The sequence below is a fragment of the Methylomonas sp. Uni0011 genome, from assembly GCF_056850255.1.
In genome coordinates this window covers 45,151-61,809 of the sequence record NZ_JBVVNO010000024.1, presented here as the reverse complement: position 1 = coordinate 61,809, position 16,659 = coordinate 45,151, and the positions used below count along the sequence as shown (strand labels likewise).

The 16,659-nt window shown below is 55.0% G+C and carries 17 protein-coding genes; 4 read left to right on the top strand and 13 right to left on the bottom strand.

Annotation, left to right across the window (positions count from 1 at the left end; genetic code table 11):
- From AC0IM9_RS18810 to AC0IM9_RS18790, 5 genes are all read right to left on the bottom strand, one after another.
- The coding region (locus AC0IM9_RS18810; protein WP_482804241.1) for a thiamine pyrophosphate-binding protein at nucleotides 1–116 on the bottom strand (116 nt) is incomplete at its 3' end.
- 149 nt (nucleotides 117–265) lie between these two features.
- Complete coding sequence (gene hxlA / locus AC0IM9_RS18805) at nucleotides 266–913, bottom strand: 3-hexulose-6-phosphate synthase (RefSeq protein WP_140913665.1); 648 nt, start codon at nucleotides 911–913, stop codon at nucleotides 266–268.
- Between the two features lie 218 nt (nucleotides 914–1,131).
- Nucleotides 1,132–1,713 (bottom strand): UbiX family flavin prenyltransferase, encoded by a 582-nt coding sequence (locus AC0IM9_RS18800; protein WP_482805006.1) that lies wholly within the window; start codon nucleotides 1,711–1,713, stop codon nucleotides 1,132–1,134.
- Between the two features lie 17 nt (nucleotides 1,714–1,730).
- Nucleotides 1,731–2,678 (bottom strand): prolyl aminopeptidase, encoded by a 948-nt coding sequence (gene pip, locus AC0IM9_RS18795; RefSeq protein WP_482805005.1) that lies wholly within the window; start codon nucleotides 2,676–2,678, stop codon nucleotides 1,731–1,733.
- Nucleotides 2,679–2,809: 131 nt separating this feature from the next.
- Nucleotides 2,810–3,715, bottom strand: coding sequence for a hypothetical protein (locus AC0IM9_RS18790; protein WP_482805004.1), 906 nt, complete (start codon nucleotides 3,713–3,715; stop codon nucleotides 2,810–2,812).
- Nucleotides 3,716–4,028: 313 nt separating this feature from the next.
- On the opposite strand from AC0IM9_RS18790, the gene thiO reads away from it, so the two are divergent.
- Both thiO and AC0IM9_RS18780 read left to right on the top strand, forming a co-directional pair.
- Nucleotides 4,029–5,132, top strand: coding sequence for a glycine oxidase ThiO (gene thiO, locus AC0IM9_RS18785; RefSeq protein ID WP_482805003.1), 1,104 nt, complete (start codon nucleotides 4,029–4,031; stop codon nucleotides 5,130–5,132).
- On the top strand, nucleotides 5,129–6,142 hold the full coding sequence (locus tag AC0IM9_RS18780) for a quinone-dependent dihydroorotate dehydrogenase (RefSeq protein ID WP_482805002.1): 1,014 nt from the start codon (nucleotides 5,129–5,131) through the stop codon (nucleotides 6,140–6,142). The genes thiO and AC0IM9_RS18780 overlap by 4 nt, the downstream gene beginning before the upstream one ends.
- Nucleotides 6,143–6,361: 219 nt before the next feature.
- Here AC0IM9_RS18780 and AC0IM9_RS18775 read toward each other — a convergent pair whose 3' ends face one another.
- The 7 genes from AC0IM9_RS18775 to AC0IM9_RS18745 all read right to left on the bottom strand — a co-directional run bounded on the left by AC0IM9_RS18775 (nucleotide 6,362) and on the right by AC0IM9_RS18745 (nucleotide 14,322).
- Entirely contained in the window at nucleotides 6,362–7,834 is a 1,473-nt protein-coding gene (locus AC0IM9_RS18775; protein WP_482805001.1) for an efflux transporter outer membrane subunit, read from the bottom strand.
- A 92-nt stretch (nucleotides 7,835–7,926) separates the two neighbouring features.
- The gene (locus AC0IM9_RS18770; protein ID WP_482805000.1) at nucleotides 7,927–11,025 is read right to left on the bottom strand and encodes an efflux RND transporter permease subunit; all 3,099 of its coding nucleotides are present in this window, start codon (nucleotides 11,023–11,025) and stop codon (nucleotides 7,927–7,929) included.
- Nucleotides 11,022–12,203: an efflux RND transporter periplasmic adaptor subunit gene (locus AC0IM9_RS18765; protein ID WP_482804999.1), complete on the bottom strand. Its 1,182-nt coding sequence runs from the start codon at nucleotides 12,201–12,203 to the stop codon at nucleotides 11,022–11,024. The genes AC0IM9_RS18770 and AC0IM9_RS18765 overlap by 4 nt, the downstream gene beginning before the upstream one ends.
- 38 nt (nucleotides 12,204–12,241) lie before the next feature.
- Nucleotides 12,242–12,856: a TetR/AcrR family transcriptional regulator gene (locus tag AC0IM9_RS18760; RefSeq protein WP_482804998.1), complete on the bottom strand. Its 615-nt coding sequence runs from the start codon at nucleotides 12,854–12,856 to the stop codon at nucleotides 12,242–12,244.
- A 74-nt stretch (nucleotides 12,857–12,930) separates the two neighbouring features.
- The gene (locus AC0IM9_RS18755) at nucleotides 12,931–13,677 is read right to left on the bottom strand and encodes an SDR family oxidoreductase (protein ID WP_140913656.1); all 747 of its coding nucleotides are present in this window, start codon (nucleotides 13,675–13,677) and stop codon (nucleotides 12,931–12,933) included.
- A 58-nt stretch (nucleotides 13,678–13,735) separates the two neighbouring features.
- Entirely contained in the window at nucleotides 13,736–14,194 is a 459-nt protein-coding gene (locus tag AC0IM9_RS18750; RefSeq protein WP_140913655.1) for a PaaI family thioesterase, read from the bottom strand.
- On the bottom strand, nucleotides 14,191–14,322 hold the full coding sequence (locus AC0IM9_RS18745; protein ID WP_260839385.1) for an SDR family NAD(P)-dependent oxidoreductase: 132 nt from the start codon (nucleotides 14,320–14,322) through the stop codon (nucleotides 14,191–14,193). Before AC0IM9_RS18745 ends, AC0IM9_RS18750 begins: the two co-directional genes overlap by 4 nt.
- A 103-nt stretch (nucleotides 14,323–14,425) precedes the next feature.
- Here AC0IM9_RS18745 and AC0IM9_RS18740 point away from each other — a divergent pair, with 103 nt between their 5' ends.
- Together AC0IM9_RS18740 and AC0IM9_RS18735 are read left to right on the top strand one after the other, a co-directional pair.
- Nucleotides 14,426–14,869: a winged helix-turn-helix transcriptional regulator gene (locus AC0IM9_RS18740; RefSeq protein WP_482804997.1), complete on the top strand. Its 444-nt coding sequence runs from the start codon at nucleotides 14,426–14,428 to the stop codon at nucleotides 14,867–14,869.
- Nucleotides 14,870–14,965: 96 nt separating this feature from the next.
- On the top strand, nucleotides 14,966–15,691 hold the full coding sequence (locus AC0IM9_RS18735) for a glutathione S-transferase family protein (protein WP_482804996.1): 726 nt from the start codon (nucleotides 14,966–14,968) through the stop codon (nucleotides 15,689–15,691).
- On the opposite strand, the gene AC0IM9_RS18730 is transcribed toward AC0IM9_RS18735, so the two are convergent.
- Nucleotides 15,652–16,608 carry a LysR family transcriptional regulator gene (locus AC0IM9_RS18730; protein WP_140913652.1) on the bottom strand — a complete coding sequence of 319 codons (957 nt, stop codon included), beginning with the start codon at nucleotides 16,606–16,608 and terminating at the stop codon, nucleotides 15,652–15,654. The genes AC0IM9_RS18735 and AC0IM9_RS18730 overlap by 40 nt on opposite strands.
- Nucleotides 16,609–16,659 lie beyond the last annotated feature (51 nt).

Sequence of the window (16,659 nt, the reverse complement as noted above, 5' to 3'; positions counted from 1 at the left end):
ACTTCGGCGATATCGGCCATCCCCATCGGGGCTCCAGGGTGTCCTGAATTGGCTTTTTGTACCGCGTCCATGCTAAGTGCGCGGATGGCGTTCGCTAAGTCTCGACGCGAAGGCATGTTGGTCTCCTAAATTGAATCTTATACGGTGCTAGCGGCCCCTTATCGGGACCGCACTAAAAAACTGGGGATATAACAAACAAAAGGACGAGTGGCGCGAACCACCCGTCCTCGATATTTCCTAGAAACTAGGCGTTGCCAAATTTGGCTTATGCAGCTGCAGCGTCTACCAATTCGCGGATTTCTTTAGCCGCTGTGGCTGGGCATGGCGCACCGTAGATAGCTGCACCGACAACGATGATGTTGGCGCCGGCTTTAACGGTTTGATCGATGGTTGCAGGCTTGATACCGCCGGCAACAGAAACGCGAACGTTCAAGCCCAAAGAAGCGACTTCGTTCAGGTCGCCGAACGGAGTTTGACCAGCCGCTTGCGCGTCCAGACCGGTGTGAACGCCCATGATTTGCGCGCCCAGTTTGGCTGATTCGCGTGCGCACTCGGATTTGCTTGGCACGTTGATCAGGTCAACTTGTACTTCCGCAGCATATTTTTTTGCCGCTTTGATTACGCCACCGATGGTAGCCAAACCGGATACGCCCAATACGGTGCAGATATCTGCGCCGGCTGCGTAGAAAGCGCCTGCTTCGTATTCGCCGGCGTCCATGGTTTTCAGGTCGACCAACAACAATTTGTCTGGGTAACGGTTTCTCAGTTCTTTAACCAAGTTAATACCGTTATATTTGATGCAAGGGGTACCGATTTCAAAAATGTCGACGTAAGGCGCTACTTTATCTGCCAATGCTACGGTTTGGTCGAAATCCAGTGAGTCCAACGCCATTTGAATTAATGGTCTTGCCATATTAATGTGCTCCGATTGTTGTAGTTACAGTTATTGTTTTTGAGACCCACCCCTTCCGTGAATCTCTCATTCGTCACCGAATGGAGAGCGCCGCAAGCCTTTGTCAGTGGGCGGTTTAAGCGAGTGGGGCAACTCTAAATCAGAACGTAGCACCCTGTCAATTGAAGAGCTGCTATTTCAAAGCGAAAAACCCCAATCGATAGCGGGATAAGCAAGCTTCAGCCGGAAAGACCGCCCCAAGGTTTATACAATCCGGAGGCATCGACACCGAACATCTCCAGGATACGCCCAACACCTTCGTCAACCATGGCACGTAACGAATCGCTCTTGTTATAGAACGCCGGCATCGGCGGAAAAATAATCCCGCCCATTTCAGTCACGGCCGCCATATTGCGAATATGCGCCAAATTCAAGGGCGTCTCCCGCGGCACCAGCACGGTTTTGCGCCGCTCTTTCAGCGCCACGTCTGCGGCACGGGAAATCAGGTTATCGCCAAAACCGTGCGCCACCGCGGCCAAGGTCTTCATGGAACAGGGCGCGATGACCACCCCTTCGGTCTTGAACGAGCCACTGGCAATGCAAGAGGCAATATCATTGATGCCGTGGGTAACGTCGGCCATTCCGTAAAGCTCGGCTCGATCCATATCCAACTCGTATTTCAAGTTGACCAAGCCGGCGGAAGAAATCACCAAATGAGTTTCCCAGCCACCGCGTTCGCGTAAAATTTCCAGCATCCGCACACCGTAAATCGCACCGGTAGCGCCGGTCATGCCGATGACAATCCGTTTTCTATGTTCCATGCTCCCGCCGTCAATTCTCAAGCCAAAACCATCGCCATCTCGTCCGCGGCGGAAACCAACGCGTCGATCATTTCCTCGCCGCGAGCAATATGGCCGGCATGGGGCAAAACCTGGAAGCGTGCCCCGGGCAATGCGTTGCACAACCGCCACCCGGCCTCTATCGGGCAAGTCAAATCGTTACGCCCATGAATTACAACCGTCGGAATTCCCCGCAATTTGGGGCAATTGGCCAAAATCTGATTTTCAGCGATAAAGTAATCGTGGACGGCGTAGTGTAATTCCATCTTGACTTGCCGCAACATCTTTTCGCTGACAGCTTCCAAACTCTCCTGATAATCAGCGCCAAGCGCCACCTGACCACTCCAAGCCTGCCATAGCCTAGCCGCACTCTTGGCAAGCTCCTGATCGGAACTAAACACCGCCTCGCAGAAGCGCTCCAGCATGGTGCCGCCCGGTAGCTCCGGCAAATTCTCCTGCAGCTCCTGCCACAATTCCGGATAGACCCGGTTCACGCCATATTCGCCGAGAAACCATTCCAAATCGCCCCGCCGCGCCAAAAACACACCACGCAAAATCATGGCCAACACATTCTCAGGGTAGTGCTGTGCGTAGAGCAAAGCTAAGGCGCCTCCCCAAGAACCACCGAACAACAACCACTGTCGAATTTCCAAACGTGCGCGGATACGCTCCATATCTACCAGCAAATCTTGCGTCGTATTCCCCGCCAGTTCGCCGAAAGGCTCGGACAGACCGCATCCGCGCTGGTCCATCAAAATGATGTGGTAGCGCTCAGGATCAAAGAAACGGCGATGGTCCGGCTTGGTTCCGGAACAGGGACCGCCGTGCAAAAATATCGCCGGAATTCCGGCCGGGTTGCCGGATTGCTCGACATAGACACGATGGTCGCTCCCGGTTTCCAGAAAAAAGGTATGAAATGGAGAAATTTCAGGATAAAGAGATTTCATTGCCTTTGAGGATAGAACTTACGCAACCGACCGACCCCGCACTGGGGCCGGGCAGTATAACAAAACCTTTACGGCATAAAAAAAGGGAAGGCGAAACCTTCCCTTTTTGGACAATCCAGCGGCTTGTGGATTTAGAATTTGAAACCCAAGTAACCACCAGCACTGAAACCGTCAGTAGGCGTACCGTCCAATTTGCTAGTGGAATAGTGATAACGCACATCAGAACCCAGCACGATGCCCCTGAAGAGGTCATATTCCGCGCCAGCGCCGAAGTTCATGCCTGCATTCAACACGGAAACCGCGTTGGACGGAACTCCAAGAATATTGATATCCAAACCGACAGGAATCAACCAAGGACGGAACTTGCTACCGTGCATGAACTTGATTTTTGGAGAGGCATTGATTCTCAAACGAGCATCGGTCGCTTGAGTATTATCGGTAATAGCAGTTGCATTACCCAAAGAAGGCACAACGTAACCACTTGAAACAGTGTTTACACCAGTACCGTACTGAGCGTATTCAACACCCAACTCAACCGCGAAAGAAGTATCGTCCATCAAACCGAACAAGTCGTTGTTGACATTGAAATCAAACGCACCACCGAAGTAAAAACCTTCGTTGTTTTGATTGTTGGACAAAAATGCTCCGTTGTGTGTTGGAAAAACATTGCTACCTCTAGCATGATCCAGCGCTTGCCAACCACCACGAACCGCAACCAAGTTGTCTTTGGCGCCGGAAGCGGCCGGCGCAGCTTTAACAGACGCCATCCACTGATCCAGTTCTTGAATTTTGGCGGTTTCGGTAGAGTCTTTTGTGGAAGACGACTTAACACGGCTCAATTCCGCTTGCATGGCTTGCATTTGCTCGGCCATTTGTTGCATTTGCGCTTCCAGAGCTTCAGCTTTTCTGGCGGCGGCGTCGGCAACGCGCTCGGCTTTGTTGTCAGCTGCTTGGGCTTGCGGGGCAACCATCGCTCCAGCCATTGTCAAAGTCGCTGCAGCAACACCCAGCGCTAATTTGGTTTTAGTAAAACTCATTGTTGTTCCCCCCCAAGGGTTGTTATTGTTAAGACTGAATTAGCTTTAAAGCAACACAGGATTTCTTCACGTGGGCAATAATAGCAGCAAAACACCAGCCATACAAGTTTTAAGCTTATTTTTTTGACCAAAAAAAATTGATTTAAATCAATAATATATGAAGCATTTGTAATCCTGAATCAAATAATGTCAAAAATAAACAACATTTTTTTGTTTTTTCACACAGCTACCACCAATGCCTAAAACCTATCTAGCGCAATAGCTTCGTGATACTTTAAAAAAGCATCTTTAGTCCGACATTCCCTTTATCTGCATGACCCATCATCTGGACATTTTGATCATCGGCGCCGGCATTAGCGGCCAACTTGCCGCCCGCGAATTTCGCAAAGCCGGACGCGAAGCTACCCTGCTAGACAAAGCCGGCCCCGGCACCGAATCCTCGTGGGCAGGCGGCGGCATTTTGCTGCCGATTTATCCATGGCGGCAAGCTGAAGCCATTTCCGAGCTGGCAATACAAAGCTTGAAACTGTATCCGCAGTTAAGTGCAGAACTGCTAGCCAGTACCGGGATCGACCCGGAATGGCGGGAGTGCGGCATGCTGATTTGCAAGAATCCCGATTTTGAAGCGGCGGAACGCTGGTGCCGTCGCTACGACGTGGCATTCCAGACCGCTTCCGCCGAACTGACCGCAGCGCTCACAACCCGACTCGAGCAACCGATATGGCTTCCGGGTATCGCTCAGGCCCGCAATCCGCGCCTGCTGAAATCTCTATCCGCATATTTATCCCAACTCGGCACCCAATTCATCAGCGATACCGAAATCGAGGAAATCGACGTCGTCAATCGCCGCATCGCCGGCGTAAAAACCAGACACGGTCGCTTTACGGTGAACGAACTGGTCGTCAGCACTGGCGCCTGGACTCGCGAATTTTTAAACAATTTGCTGCCGGATTGGCCGGTCGATATCAACATCCGCCCGGTTCGAGGCCAAATGCTGCTATTCGACGCCAAGCCTGACACACTGCAGTATATGGTTCTGGACGGCGACCAGTATTTGATTCCCCGCCGCGACGGCAAGATTCTGGTAGGCAGCACAGTCGAACAGGCCGGTTTCGACAAAACCACCACGGAACAGGCTCGCGAACAACTCTATCGGTTCGCCACGCAACTGCTGCCAACCCTGAAGCAGTTCCCGGTCAGTCACCATTGGGCCGGTCTGCGCCCCGGCAGCCCGCAGGGCATCCCTTTTATTGGCCGACATCCGGACATCGAAAATCTTTACATCAATGCCGGTCATTTCCGCAATGGCCTGGTCATGGGACCGGCATCCGCCAAATTACTGGCCGATCTGGTTCTGCAACGGCCAACCGACCTGGATCCTTCTCCTTATTCGTTAAAACCTGCTACCGCATCATGAACTTATATCCCTACCTGCGCCCGCTATTGTTTTCGCTTGACCCGGAAACCGCCCATCATGTCACTCTAGACTTGCTGAAACTGGCGGAGAAAATCGGCCTGTCCACGCTAAGCCGGGCGAAATCGAGCAACAAGCCGGTCGAGGTAATGGGCTTAAATTTTAAAAATCCGCTAGGACTTGCAGCCGGCCTGGATAAAAACGGCGACTATATAGACGCGTTGGCCGATTTGGGCTTTGGCTTCATCGAAATCGGCACGGTCACGCCGCGCCCGCAACCGGGGAACCCCAAACCACGGCTGTTTCGGCTCCCGGAACATGAAGCCATCATCAACCGGATGGGGTTTAACAATTTAGGCATCGACCATTTGCTGGCACAAGTCGGTAAATGCCAGTATCGCGGAATATTGGGTATCAATATCGGCAAGAACGCCGACACCCCCTTGGAAAATGCCACCGAAGACTATTTGATCGGCTTAAGAAAAAGCTATGCCGCAGCCAGCTATATCACCATCAACATTTCCTCACCCAACACCAAGAACTTGCGGCAATTACAGCAAGGCGACGAGATCAAACAATTATTGAGCGCTCTGAAAGAAGAACAATTAAAGCTGCAGACCGCGCAGGGTAAATACACGCCTATCGCCGTGAAGATAGCCCCCGATTTAACTGACGAGGAAATAAGCCATATTGCAGGCTTACTAATCGAATTTGCGATTGACGGTGTGATCGCCACCAACACCACCATCGCCCGCGACCACATTAAAGGCCATAAGCACGCCGACGAAACCGGCGGTTTGAGCGGCGCACCGGTCAGGGAAAGTTCAACGCGAGTCGTTAAAGGCTTGGTGGCCGAGTTGAACGGCAAGCTGCCGATTATCGCCGCCGGCGGAATTTTGAGTGGTGAAGATGCCCAGGCGAAATTAGCCGCTGGCGCCAGCTTGGTGCAGATTTACAGCGGCTTGATTTACAAAGGGCCGCAACTGATCGAAGAGATATTGAGCACAATCTAATCGCCCCTGACCTTATCAAACCCATCTATTTGAGGCTGTCGTAAAAGTCAAAATGTAGGTTGGGTTAGCGTAGCGTAACCCAACAGAATCAAAATGTTGGACTTCATAGCATGAAGCATAACCTACCTTTTACGCCCCCCTCTATTTGGCAAGATCACTCGATCATTCATCGTCTTCGGCACTTTCAGGGCTCGCTAGCCGATGCCAACTCGCCGCGAATCACCTTGCAGAGGCGTTTTCGAAGGCCCTCACCGACGCATCCATCGACCAGCCGCCGCCAAAAGCCCGGTACAGCGACACCATCGCCACGCCGGTCGCGGTTTCGGCTTTGGCCCGCTCGTCGCTGACGGCCAGTTTGCTGCGTTGGGCGTCCAGTACTGCCAGATAATCGCCCGCGCCATGCTGATACAAGGCATCGACCAGTCGGTAAGCCTTTTCCGCCGAGGCTTCCGCTGCCGTCAATTGGCCCAAACTCTCCGTGGCGGAGCGATGTGCGACGAAAGCGTTTTCCACGTCTTCCAAGGCCAGCAAAAAAGTCTTCTCGTAATTGGCGGCAACTTGGTCCAGCCGCGCATCGGCGGCGGCGATATGGGCGCGGATGCGACCAGCGTTGAAGATCGGCGCGGAAAGACCCGAACCCAAGGCATAGACGCTCTCGGCCAGACTCGGAAAACCACCGACTGCCAGTGCACCGACACCGCCGCTGGCCGACAGCACCAACTTCGGATACAGATCAGCCCGCGCCGAACCCAGGCTGGCGGCCGCCGCACTGACTTCGGTTTGCGCCAGGCGCAGATCCGGCCGTTGTGTCAACAAATCGGCAGGCAGCAGGTTTGGCATGGTCGGCGCTTGTTTCGGTAACGGGCCAACAGCGGCCAAGCAGTTTCCTAGGCTTTCCGGCGACTCGCCCAATAACACACCTAAGCGATGAATCAGGTTTTGCTCGGCGTTGGTCAGTCCGGGCAGCGTCGCTTCGGTGCCCTGCAGCAAGGTTTGCTGGCGAGCAATGTCAGCCTCGTTAGCCAATCCGGCTTTAAAAAATACCTCTAAAGTTCGCAAGCGTTCGCGCTGCAAGGCGATATTGTTTTGCAGAATGCCGATGCGTTGCTGCACGCCGCGCAGCTCCATATAGTTGGTCGCAACTTGCGCCAACAGACCGACTTGCGCCGCGTGCAAACCTTCCTTGCTGCCTTCGGCTTGCGCGGCGGCGGCTTCCGCTTCCAGATGTCGACCACCGAACAAGTCGATTTCCCAGCGTGCAGCCAAGCCGCCGCTGACGGCATCGGCGGTCGGTGTAATCAATTTGATGCCTTGCCCGCTCGGCACGCCGACGATGCGGTCGATGCGTTTTTCCCGGCCGCCCGAGAGTGAGAAATCCAGACTGGGATACAAGGCCGCTTCAGCGACGGTGACCATCGCATTGGCTTCACGGACCCGAGCGGCGGCGATCTTCAGATCGTGGTTGGCGGCCAAGGCTTGGTCTATCAATTCATTTAGCAAGGGATCGTTGAAACCTTGCCACCAAGTCTTCAGGTCAACCGCTTCGGCGGTTTGGGCGGTTTTGGCATTAGCCGCGTGTTGCCATGTTGCCGGGCTATTGAGCGCCACTTGGTCGCCGACACGGGTCGGCGTGCAGGCGATTAGACTAGTCAGGGACAGTAGGAATAGCGGTGTTAAATATCGATTATTCATTGCAAGACTCCGAGGTCTTATTTGCCAAAAACGTAGGTTGGGTTAGCGAAGCGTAACCCAACAAAATCAAAATGTTGGGCTTCAACTCCCCCTCACCCCAACCCCTCTCCCGCGAGGAGAGGGGCTTTTGCGTCGGCATCAGCCTGTCCACGCTCCACCCTAAACCACGCCGCATACAATGCCGGCAGGAAGAAAACCGTCAACGCGGTCGCCACCGTCAGCCCGCCCATGATGGCGATGGCTTGCGGGCCGAAGAAGTCGTTGCGTGACAACGGTATCATCGCCAGGATGGCTGCGGCTGCGGTCAGCATGATCGGCCGGAACCGCCGCACCGTCGATTCGACGATGGCCGACCAGGTGTCGAGCCCCGATTTTTCGTCTTGATCGATCTGATCCACCAGAATCACCGAGTTACGCATAATCATACCGGCCAGCGCCAGGATGCCGAGCAAGGCCACGAAACCGAACGGCGCCCGGAACAGCAGCAAGGCGAAGGCGGCGCCGATCACCCCGAGCGGCGCGGTGCTGAACACCATGAAAGTCCTGGACAGGTTCTGCAACTGCATCATCAACAAGATCAGCGTGACGATCAGCACTAGCGGAATCCAGATCAGAATCGATTTTTGCGCGGTCACCGCGTCTTCCTTGGAGCCGCCGGTTTCGATGAAATAACCGGCCGGCAAGCTATCCTGTATCGGTTTAAGTTTCGGGATGATTTCCGCCGCCACGTCCGGGGCCATCTTGCCGTCGGCCACGTCGGCGCGCACCGAGATGGTTGGGAAGCGGTTACGACGCCAACGTACGCCGTCCTCGAACACGGTCTCGAATTTGACGAACTGCGACAGCGCTACCGACTTGCCGTTGGCGGTGCGCACCGCAACATCCGGCAATTCGTCGGCGGCGGTGCGCAATTCGGGGATGGCCCGCCAGACGATGTCGATTAATTTATCCTGCTCGCGCAATTGTCCGACCGGGATGCCGGCGTAATGCGCCTGCAAGGCTTGCGACAGGCTGGCCGTCGAAACGCCGAGGGCGCGGGCCTTGTCCTGATCCAGCATCAGCCGTAACGACGGCATGCGGTCATGCCAATCGTCGTTGACATCCACGGTGCCGGGATGGTTACGCACGACTTCGGCTACCCGGTCGGCAATGCCACGTACGATGTTGGGGTTTTCGCCGAGCACTCTGAACGCCAACGGATAATCCATCGGCGGCCCGACATTGAGGCGCTTCACTCGGCCGCGGACATTCGGAAAATCCGTCTCAAGAATTTGCCGGACTCGCTGCATCACCCGTTCGCGGGCCTGGTTATCCTTAGTCATCACCACCAATTCGGCCAGATTGGTATTCGCCAGTTGCTGCACGATCAACATGAAAAACCTCGGCGTGCCGCTACCGATATAGCTGGCAACATGTTCAACATCCTCGTCCTTGGCCAGCATTGCCTCCATGCGTTTGGCGGCGGCTTCGGTTTGTTCAAAGGCACTGCCCTCCGGCAGCCACAGGTCGACGATGACTTCCGGCCGGTTGGACAGCGGAAAGAACTGTTCCGGGACATGGGCTAACGCAACGACGCCGAGGCCGAACAAAGCCAGGGTGGCGACAATGACTTTCTTACGATGCGTCACGCAGGCATCCACCCAGCGGCGCAAGCGGTTGTAGAACGGCGTATCGAACAAGTCGTGAGCCGCTTGCTCGCCGTTGGCATGTACCTTGAGGATCAAAAAGCCCAAATACGGAGTGAATACCACCGCGCCTATCCAAGACAATATCAGCGAAATGCCAACCACCTGGAAAATCGCCACGGTATATTCACCGGCCGAGGATTGCGCCAGACCCACCGGCAAGAAACCAGCGATGGTGATCAAGGTGCCGGTCAGCATCGGAAAGGCCGTGGCCGTATAAGCATAGGTTGCGGCGCGCATCCGGTCCCAGCCTTCTTCCAGCTTGCGGGCCATCATCTCGACGGCAATCATCGCATCGTCCACCAACAGGCCCAGCGCCAGAATCAATGCGCCTAACGAAATACGTTGCAGATCGATGCCGCACAGCAGCATGACCAGCAAGGTGGCGGCCAGCACCAGCGGCACGGTCAGCGCCACCACGGAACCGGTGCGCCAACCCAGGCTCAAGAAACTGACCACCAACACGGTGGCCAGGGCTTCGAAGAAGGTACGGCCGAATTCCGCCATCTGGTTTTTAACGACGTGCGCTTGATTGGCGACCGGCGCTACATCCATGCCTAACGGTAACTCGCTTGCCATGCCGGCCAAAGCGTCTTCCAAGGATTTCCCCAAGTCGATAACGTTGCCTTGCTTGCTCATCGTCACGCCAAGACCGAGGGCCGGTTTGCCGTTGAAACGCATCTTGAATTCCGCGGGATCGATATAGCCGCGCGTCACCTTGGCAAAATCGCCGACCTTGAAGGTTCGATTAGCGATGCGCACCACCATATTGGCGACGCTATCTTCCGAGTCGAAGGAGCCGGTCAGGCGTATCGGCAGATTGCGCTGAGGTGAAAACACCGTACCGGCCGGCGTCATGCCGTTCTGTGCTTGCAAAGCTTGGGCGACCGCCGAAGCATCCAGGCCCAATTCGGTCAACTTCTTGTCGGAGAATTCGACGAAAATCTTTTCGTCCTGCACGCCGATCAGATCGACTTTCTCGACATCCTTGACTCGCAACAGCTGTTGGCGGACCGAATCGGCCGCCAATTTCAGATCGGCATAACTAAAGCCCTCGCCGGAAAAGGCATAGATCAGACTGTAGGTATCGCCGAATTCGTCGTTGAAAAACGGCCCGATGCTGCCGGGCGGCAGCGTCATGCGGATGTCGTCGACCTTCTTGCGCACTTGATACCAAAGCTCGGGAATCTCCTTGGGCGGCGTATCCTCGCGGGGCGTGACGAAAATCACCGATTCGCCGGGTTTGGAGTAACTGCGCAGATAATCCAGATTGGGCAGCTCCTGGATTTTCCTTTCCAGTCTATCGGTTAACTGTTGCTCGACTTCCAGTGCGGTGGCGCCGGGATAGAGGGTTTTGACAACCATGATTCGAAAGGTGAACGGCGGATCTTCCTGCTGGCCCAGTTTGTAATAAGCGAATAGGCCGCCGAGCACCACCAATGCGAGCATAAAGCCGGTAAAGGAGCGGTGTTTAAGCACCCATTCGCTGAGGTTGAACTCTTTCATAGTTGTGCCTCTGTTGTACCCTGCTTAGCCGGTGCATTTTCTGCCGGTAAGCGGACAGACTGTCCCTCGGCCAGACGCTGGACGCCGGCACTGACCAGCAATTGGCCGGCGGCGAGTCCCTCGACGGCAATGCGTTCGCCGGCCAGCGTTTCGCCCAGCTTAACCGGCATGGATTTGACGGTAGCCGACTGCTCATCGACTAGCCAGACTAAAGGATGATCGGGCTGGTTTTGCGGGGTATAGATTGCGGAAAGCGGGATGGCGATGCCGGCAGCGGTGTTCGCCACGATATGAACGGTCGCCGTCATGCCTAATTGCGCGGCGTCCAGACCTTCCAACAAGGAGGCCTTGACGCGGTAGGTGCGGCTGGACGGATCGGCGGCCGAGGCGATCTCGCGAATTTTGGCCTTGATCCGCCGGTTGTCGTCGGACCACAAAGACACATTAACGGCTTGTTGACGCTGGATTTCCGATAGTTGATGTTCGGGAACGTCGAAATGAACTTCCTTTTCGTCGAGCTGGGCCAGCGTTACCACGGCCTGACCGGTGGCCAGCACTTGTCCGGCTTCGACAGCCAACGCCGTGACCACGCCGTCGCGGTCGGCATGCAGCTCGGTATAGGATAGCTGGTTAAGCGCCTCGCCCAATTGCGCTTCCAGCGCCGCCGTCCGCTCCCGCGCCGTGGTATAAGCCGTTTCGTGCCGCTCGAACTCCGGTGGACTGATGACTTGCTGAGCCAACAGCTCGCGGTACCTAACAAGATCGTCGCGCAAGAAATTACTGTCGGCCTGGGCGGAAGCCAGTTGAGCCCTAAGACCTTGCACAGCGAGGTGGTAATCATTGCCGTCCAGTATTGCCAGCAGTTGGCCTTTACGTACCGGGTCGCCAACATCAACTTTGCGCTCCAGCAGTTTACCGGCCACCCGGAACGATAAGGGCGTCTCGATTCTTGCCCTGACTTCACCAGCAAAGCTTCTGGCACTAGCGACGGCGTTCTCCTCGATTCGAAACACCTTTACCGGTCGCGAAACTGCTGGTGTTGGTTTGTTCTGGTCGCTGCATCCGACGCTTATCGTCAGCGGCAACAACAACACGGCCAACAACCGGCCTATGCTTAAGTATCGGAATTGCAGCCGGTTACGGTAGTTTGGCATTAACGGAGTTTTGGGGGGTAGCATGTTGCTTACTCCTTCGGTAAAAGGTTCGGTACTATTAGTCATTCAATGCTGTTCGCTATCAGTAGCTCGGCGGCCAACTTGGCATCATCGGCCGCGCCGGAATGGCGCTGCAATTGTTCGGAGACGATGGTGCCTTGGAACAAGGCGCAAAGTTGCCCGGCCAGCCGCTGCGGAGAACGCGCTCCGGCTTGTTCGGCTAGGTCGGTCATATGGTTTTGTAGTTTGCGATAAAACGCCGCGGATACTCGATGTATTACATGGTTTTGATCGGGGAATTCGGCAGAGGCATTGATAAAGGGGCAACCTTGAAAATCAGGATTGGCCAACCATTCGCCATGGATATCGAAAATTGCCAACAACTTGTCTTTTGAGGGCTGATCTTTGCGCTCGATTTGTTCAACAAACCTATCCCACAATTCGGCGTCACGGCTTTGAAGATATGCGACTATCAATGCTTCCTTAGAGGGGAAATGCTTGTACAGAGTCATCTTGTTGGTGTTCGCAGATTTAACGATGCTATCGACGCCGCTCGCCCTGATACCCTGGCGGGAAAATAACGTTGCCGCGACCAGTAAGATTCGTTGTTGCGCACTTGCGGTTTTAGTTGACATAGTCATGCTTGAAATAAGTTTTGCCCCGGCAAAATAAAGCAATTTGACGTGGGAGCGGCGCTTCCTTGCATCGAAACGTCGCTCCCCTGGTTTTCAGTTCAGCTCAGGATTCAGAACTAGTTGGCGATCATGCTGGCGTTGAAGCCGTCGACAAACGCGTGCTCTTCGGGCCCTGGATTGGCCCTAAGCGCACGAACAGCCTCGACGACCACTTCCGGGGCTTCAGTTGCCAAGCCCTGCATGGTTTCGGCGATAAACACATCGACCGGCATGGCGCGAGGGTCGCCGCGCTTTTGGATAATATCGGTGTCCACCCAGGGCGGCGCGATTTCCTGCACACTCACATTGGTGCCGCGCAACAAGAAGCGTTGTGACAGCGCGTAGGAATGCAGCGCGGCCTTGGTGGCGGAATAGATCGCGCTGGGCGCCATCGGCACGAAAGCCAGGATAGATGAGTTGTAGATGATGGTGGCGCGCGACTGACGTTTCAGATGCTCGATCAACGCCGAGGTCAGTAAGACGGGCCCGAGCAGGTTGGTATCGATCAGGCGGCGCGACGCCGCTTCGTCGATTCGACCCGCCGCATCGTCGAAGGTCATGATGCCGGCATTGTTGATTAACACATTGAGTGCCGGATAACGGGCTATCAGAGTTTGCGCCACGGCATTGATGCTGGTCGGGTCGGCGACGTCCAGTTCGATGGCATCCATGCCGGGATTGGCCGCGACGACCTCATCAAGCCAAGCCTTGCGGCGTCCGGCAATGATGACTTTGTTGCCCAGCTTGTGGAAGGCCTCGGCTAGACCGCGACCGATGCCGGAAGCGCCGCCAGTGATGAGGATGGTATTGTCGTTCAGTTTCATGTTGTGTCCTTTGGCTTGGTGTAAAAGGGGTAATGCATTTATGCGCGGTCGAATCGCATCACGAGCCACGCCTATCGAATATCAATAAGGTTGATGTCGCCGAGGCATAGAGCCGGCCTCTGCTGTCGGTAAGTCGAGCTTCGGCAAATGCCGCTTGCCGAGCCAGGCTCAGAACGCTGCCTTCCGCCCGCAGTAGTCCTGTTTTTTTGGTCATCGCCCTGTGATAGGCAATTTTCAATTCCAGAGTCGTGTAGGTCTGTTTCTCGGTGAGCTGGGAGTGGACGGCGCAGCCGCAGGCAGAGTCCAACAAAGCGGCCGCATAGCCGCCATGAACGGTGCCCAGAGGGTTGTATGCATGCTCGCCCGGCTTGCCGGCAAATACGGCTTTGCCGAGGTCGACCTCCACCAGCTCGAAATCCAGCGACACCATGATTCCAGGCTTCAGCCCCGAGGCCATTAAGGCGCGCAGCTGGTCTAGGCCATTGAGCCCGGCACCGATTTTGTTTACGAGACTCATCGTACTGTCACCCTGCGACGAATTCCGAATACGCGGTAACCGGCTTGTTGCAGGGCCTTGGCCGTTACCAGCCCGATGCCCGAAGATGCGCCGGTGACCAGGGCTAGAGCATTGTCTTTATTGCTCATATCGAATCTCTTTTTGAGGGTGGATAGTCTGTCGACTAAGTGTTACTATCATTTTGAAAGCAATGTTACTATCAAAATGAAACCAAGTCACTACTAAAAATGTATGAACGATAAAAATAATTGCGCCGACCCTTGTCCGATCGCTCGCTGCCTAGCTTTTCTTGGCGACACCTGGAGTTTATTGATACTGCGGGACGCCCATTTCGGCCTAACCCGCTTCGACCAATTTCGGAAAAGCCTCGGTATAGCGCCGACGATACTGACCCGGCGCTTGGCGACGTTAACTGAGGAAGGATTATTGGAAAAACGGCTTTATTCGGAGCGACCGCCGCGCGAGGAGTATGTATTGACGGCCGCCGGCCGCGACTTTCTGCCGGTGCTTATGATGATTGGCGCCTGGGGGAGCCAGTATCGCGGCGACGGTCCGTTGGTGCGTATCCAGGATGTTGAAACGGGAGAATATATTAAACCGGTGGCCATCGACGAGGTGACGGGGGCAAAGATAGGCACGCGGCCGTTACGCTTTGTGTTGCCGGACGAAGGCTGATCAATTCACCCGGCAACCCCTTTTTAACCGATACAATAGTTGGCCATTTCTAAAGCGCATGTCGACAGTTGTAGTGAGTCAGAAACGAAGTTCCACATGATTACGTTGTATCAATTTCCCAGAGCCTGGAACATTCCCAACCCCAGCCAGTTTTGCGTCAAGCTGGAAACCTATCTGCGCATGGCCGGCATCGAATACCGGATTGCCGAAACGTTGCCTCTCTATGCACCCTTCGGCAAGCTACCTTTCATAGCAGACAACGGCCTAAAGCTAGCAGATAGCCGGCTGATCATCGGCTATCTGCGAGAGCATTACGGCGATAGCCTGGATGGGCATTTGTCGGCCGCGCAATGTGCGCAAGCTCTGGCTTGGCAACGTTTATTGGAAGAACATTTGTACTGGGTGTGCATGTACAGCCGTTGGCAATACGGAGCGGAAAATTGGCACATCAATAAACAGGCGATCTTCCAAGGTTTACAGCAACCCTGGGCGGATGTGGTGGCCGCACTCTATCGGCTGCGGATTCGAGGGCAACTGCGCGGCCAGGGCATTGGCCGGCTACCTGCCGCACATATTTTCGAATTGGGCCGGCGCGATGTAGCGGCTGTGTCCGCCGCGCTTCAGAACAAGATGTTTTTACTGGGTGATCGGCCCTCTAGCGTCGATGCCTCAGCCTTCGGCGTATTGATCAATCTATTGGCCTGCCCGGTCAGTTCGCCGGTCAAGGATTATGCCTTAACCCAATCCGCCTTAGTCGATTATTGTCGGCGCATTCAAGAACGCTATTTTCCCGAATTGGGCGAACCTAAGTTTGGCGATTGATGGTCCAGCGTGGCGCAAGCCGCACGGATTTCTTCTCGTAGCCAGCGATTGGCAAACTCCTGGTCTTGCAGCGGATGCCAGACCATTACCGTGTCGTAATGCGGTAAATCCAGCGGCAAGGGCACCAATTGTAAAGGCAAAGTCTGAGCAAATTGTTCGGCCGTGCGTTTGGGAAAAGCCATGACCATGTCCGTTTGCGCCACAATCATCGACGCGGATAAAAAATGCGACACGGTCAGCGCCACACGCCGCTCGCGGCCATGTTCCGCCAACCAGCTGTCTACCTGCCCGGTACTGGCGCCGGTTCTGGACACCAGAATATGCGGTAGGTCTATATAGTCTTCCAGCGTTAATGCCGCATTCACTCGCGGGTGGCCGATGCGCGCCACGCAGACCATGAAATCATCGAACAGCCGTTCGCAATGTAGATGCTTGGAGGGATTCAACATCACTTCAAAACCCAGTATCAGGTCTATCTCACCTTGCTCCAGCGCATGCGAAGGAAAATGGCTGCTGGTACGTTTGAAATGAATATCCACGCCCGGTGCCTGTTGAGCAATGCGAGGCGCCAGTATGGGTAAAAGCAAGGCTTCCACGTAATCCGTCGCCGCAATGGTAAAAGAGCGCCGACAAGTGGCGGGATCGAACGGCGCCGGCGCGCGAATCAAACCTTCCACATCTTTGAGTACCGCCGCTACCGGAGCCACCAGGGACAACGCGCGTAGTGTCGGCGTCATGCCCGCCGGGGTTTTCACCAGCAACGGATCTTCCAGTTGTTGCCGCAAGCGTTGCAGCACGTGGCTCATTGCCGACTGGCTAATGAACATTTTGTCCGCCGCCCGCGACACGTTGCGTTCCTTCATCAGCAGATCGAAGGCGATCAATAGATTCAAATCAAACGTTCTTAAGTCCGCCATGGCTGGGTTTCCGGGATGTAAAGGCGGGCTATGTTACCGAAATGCCGGGGG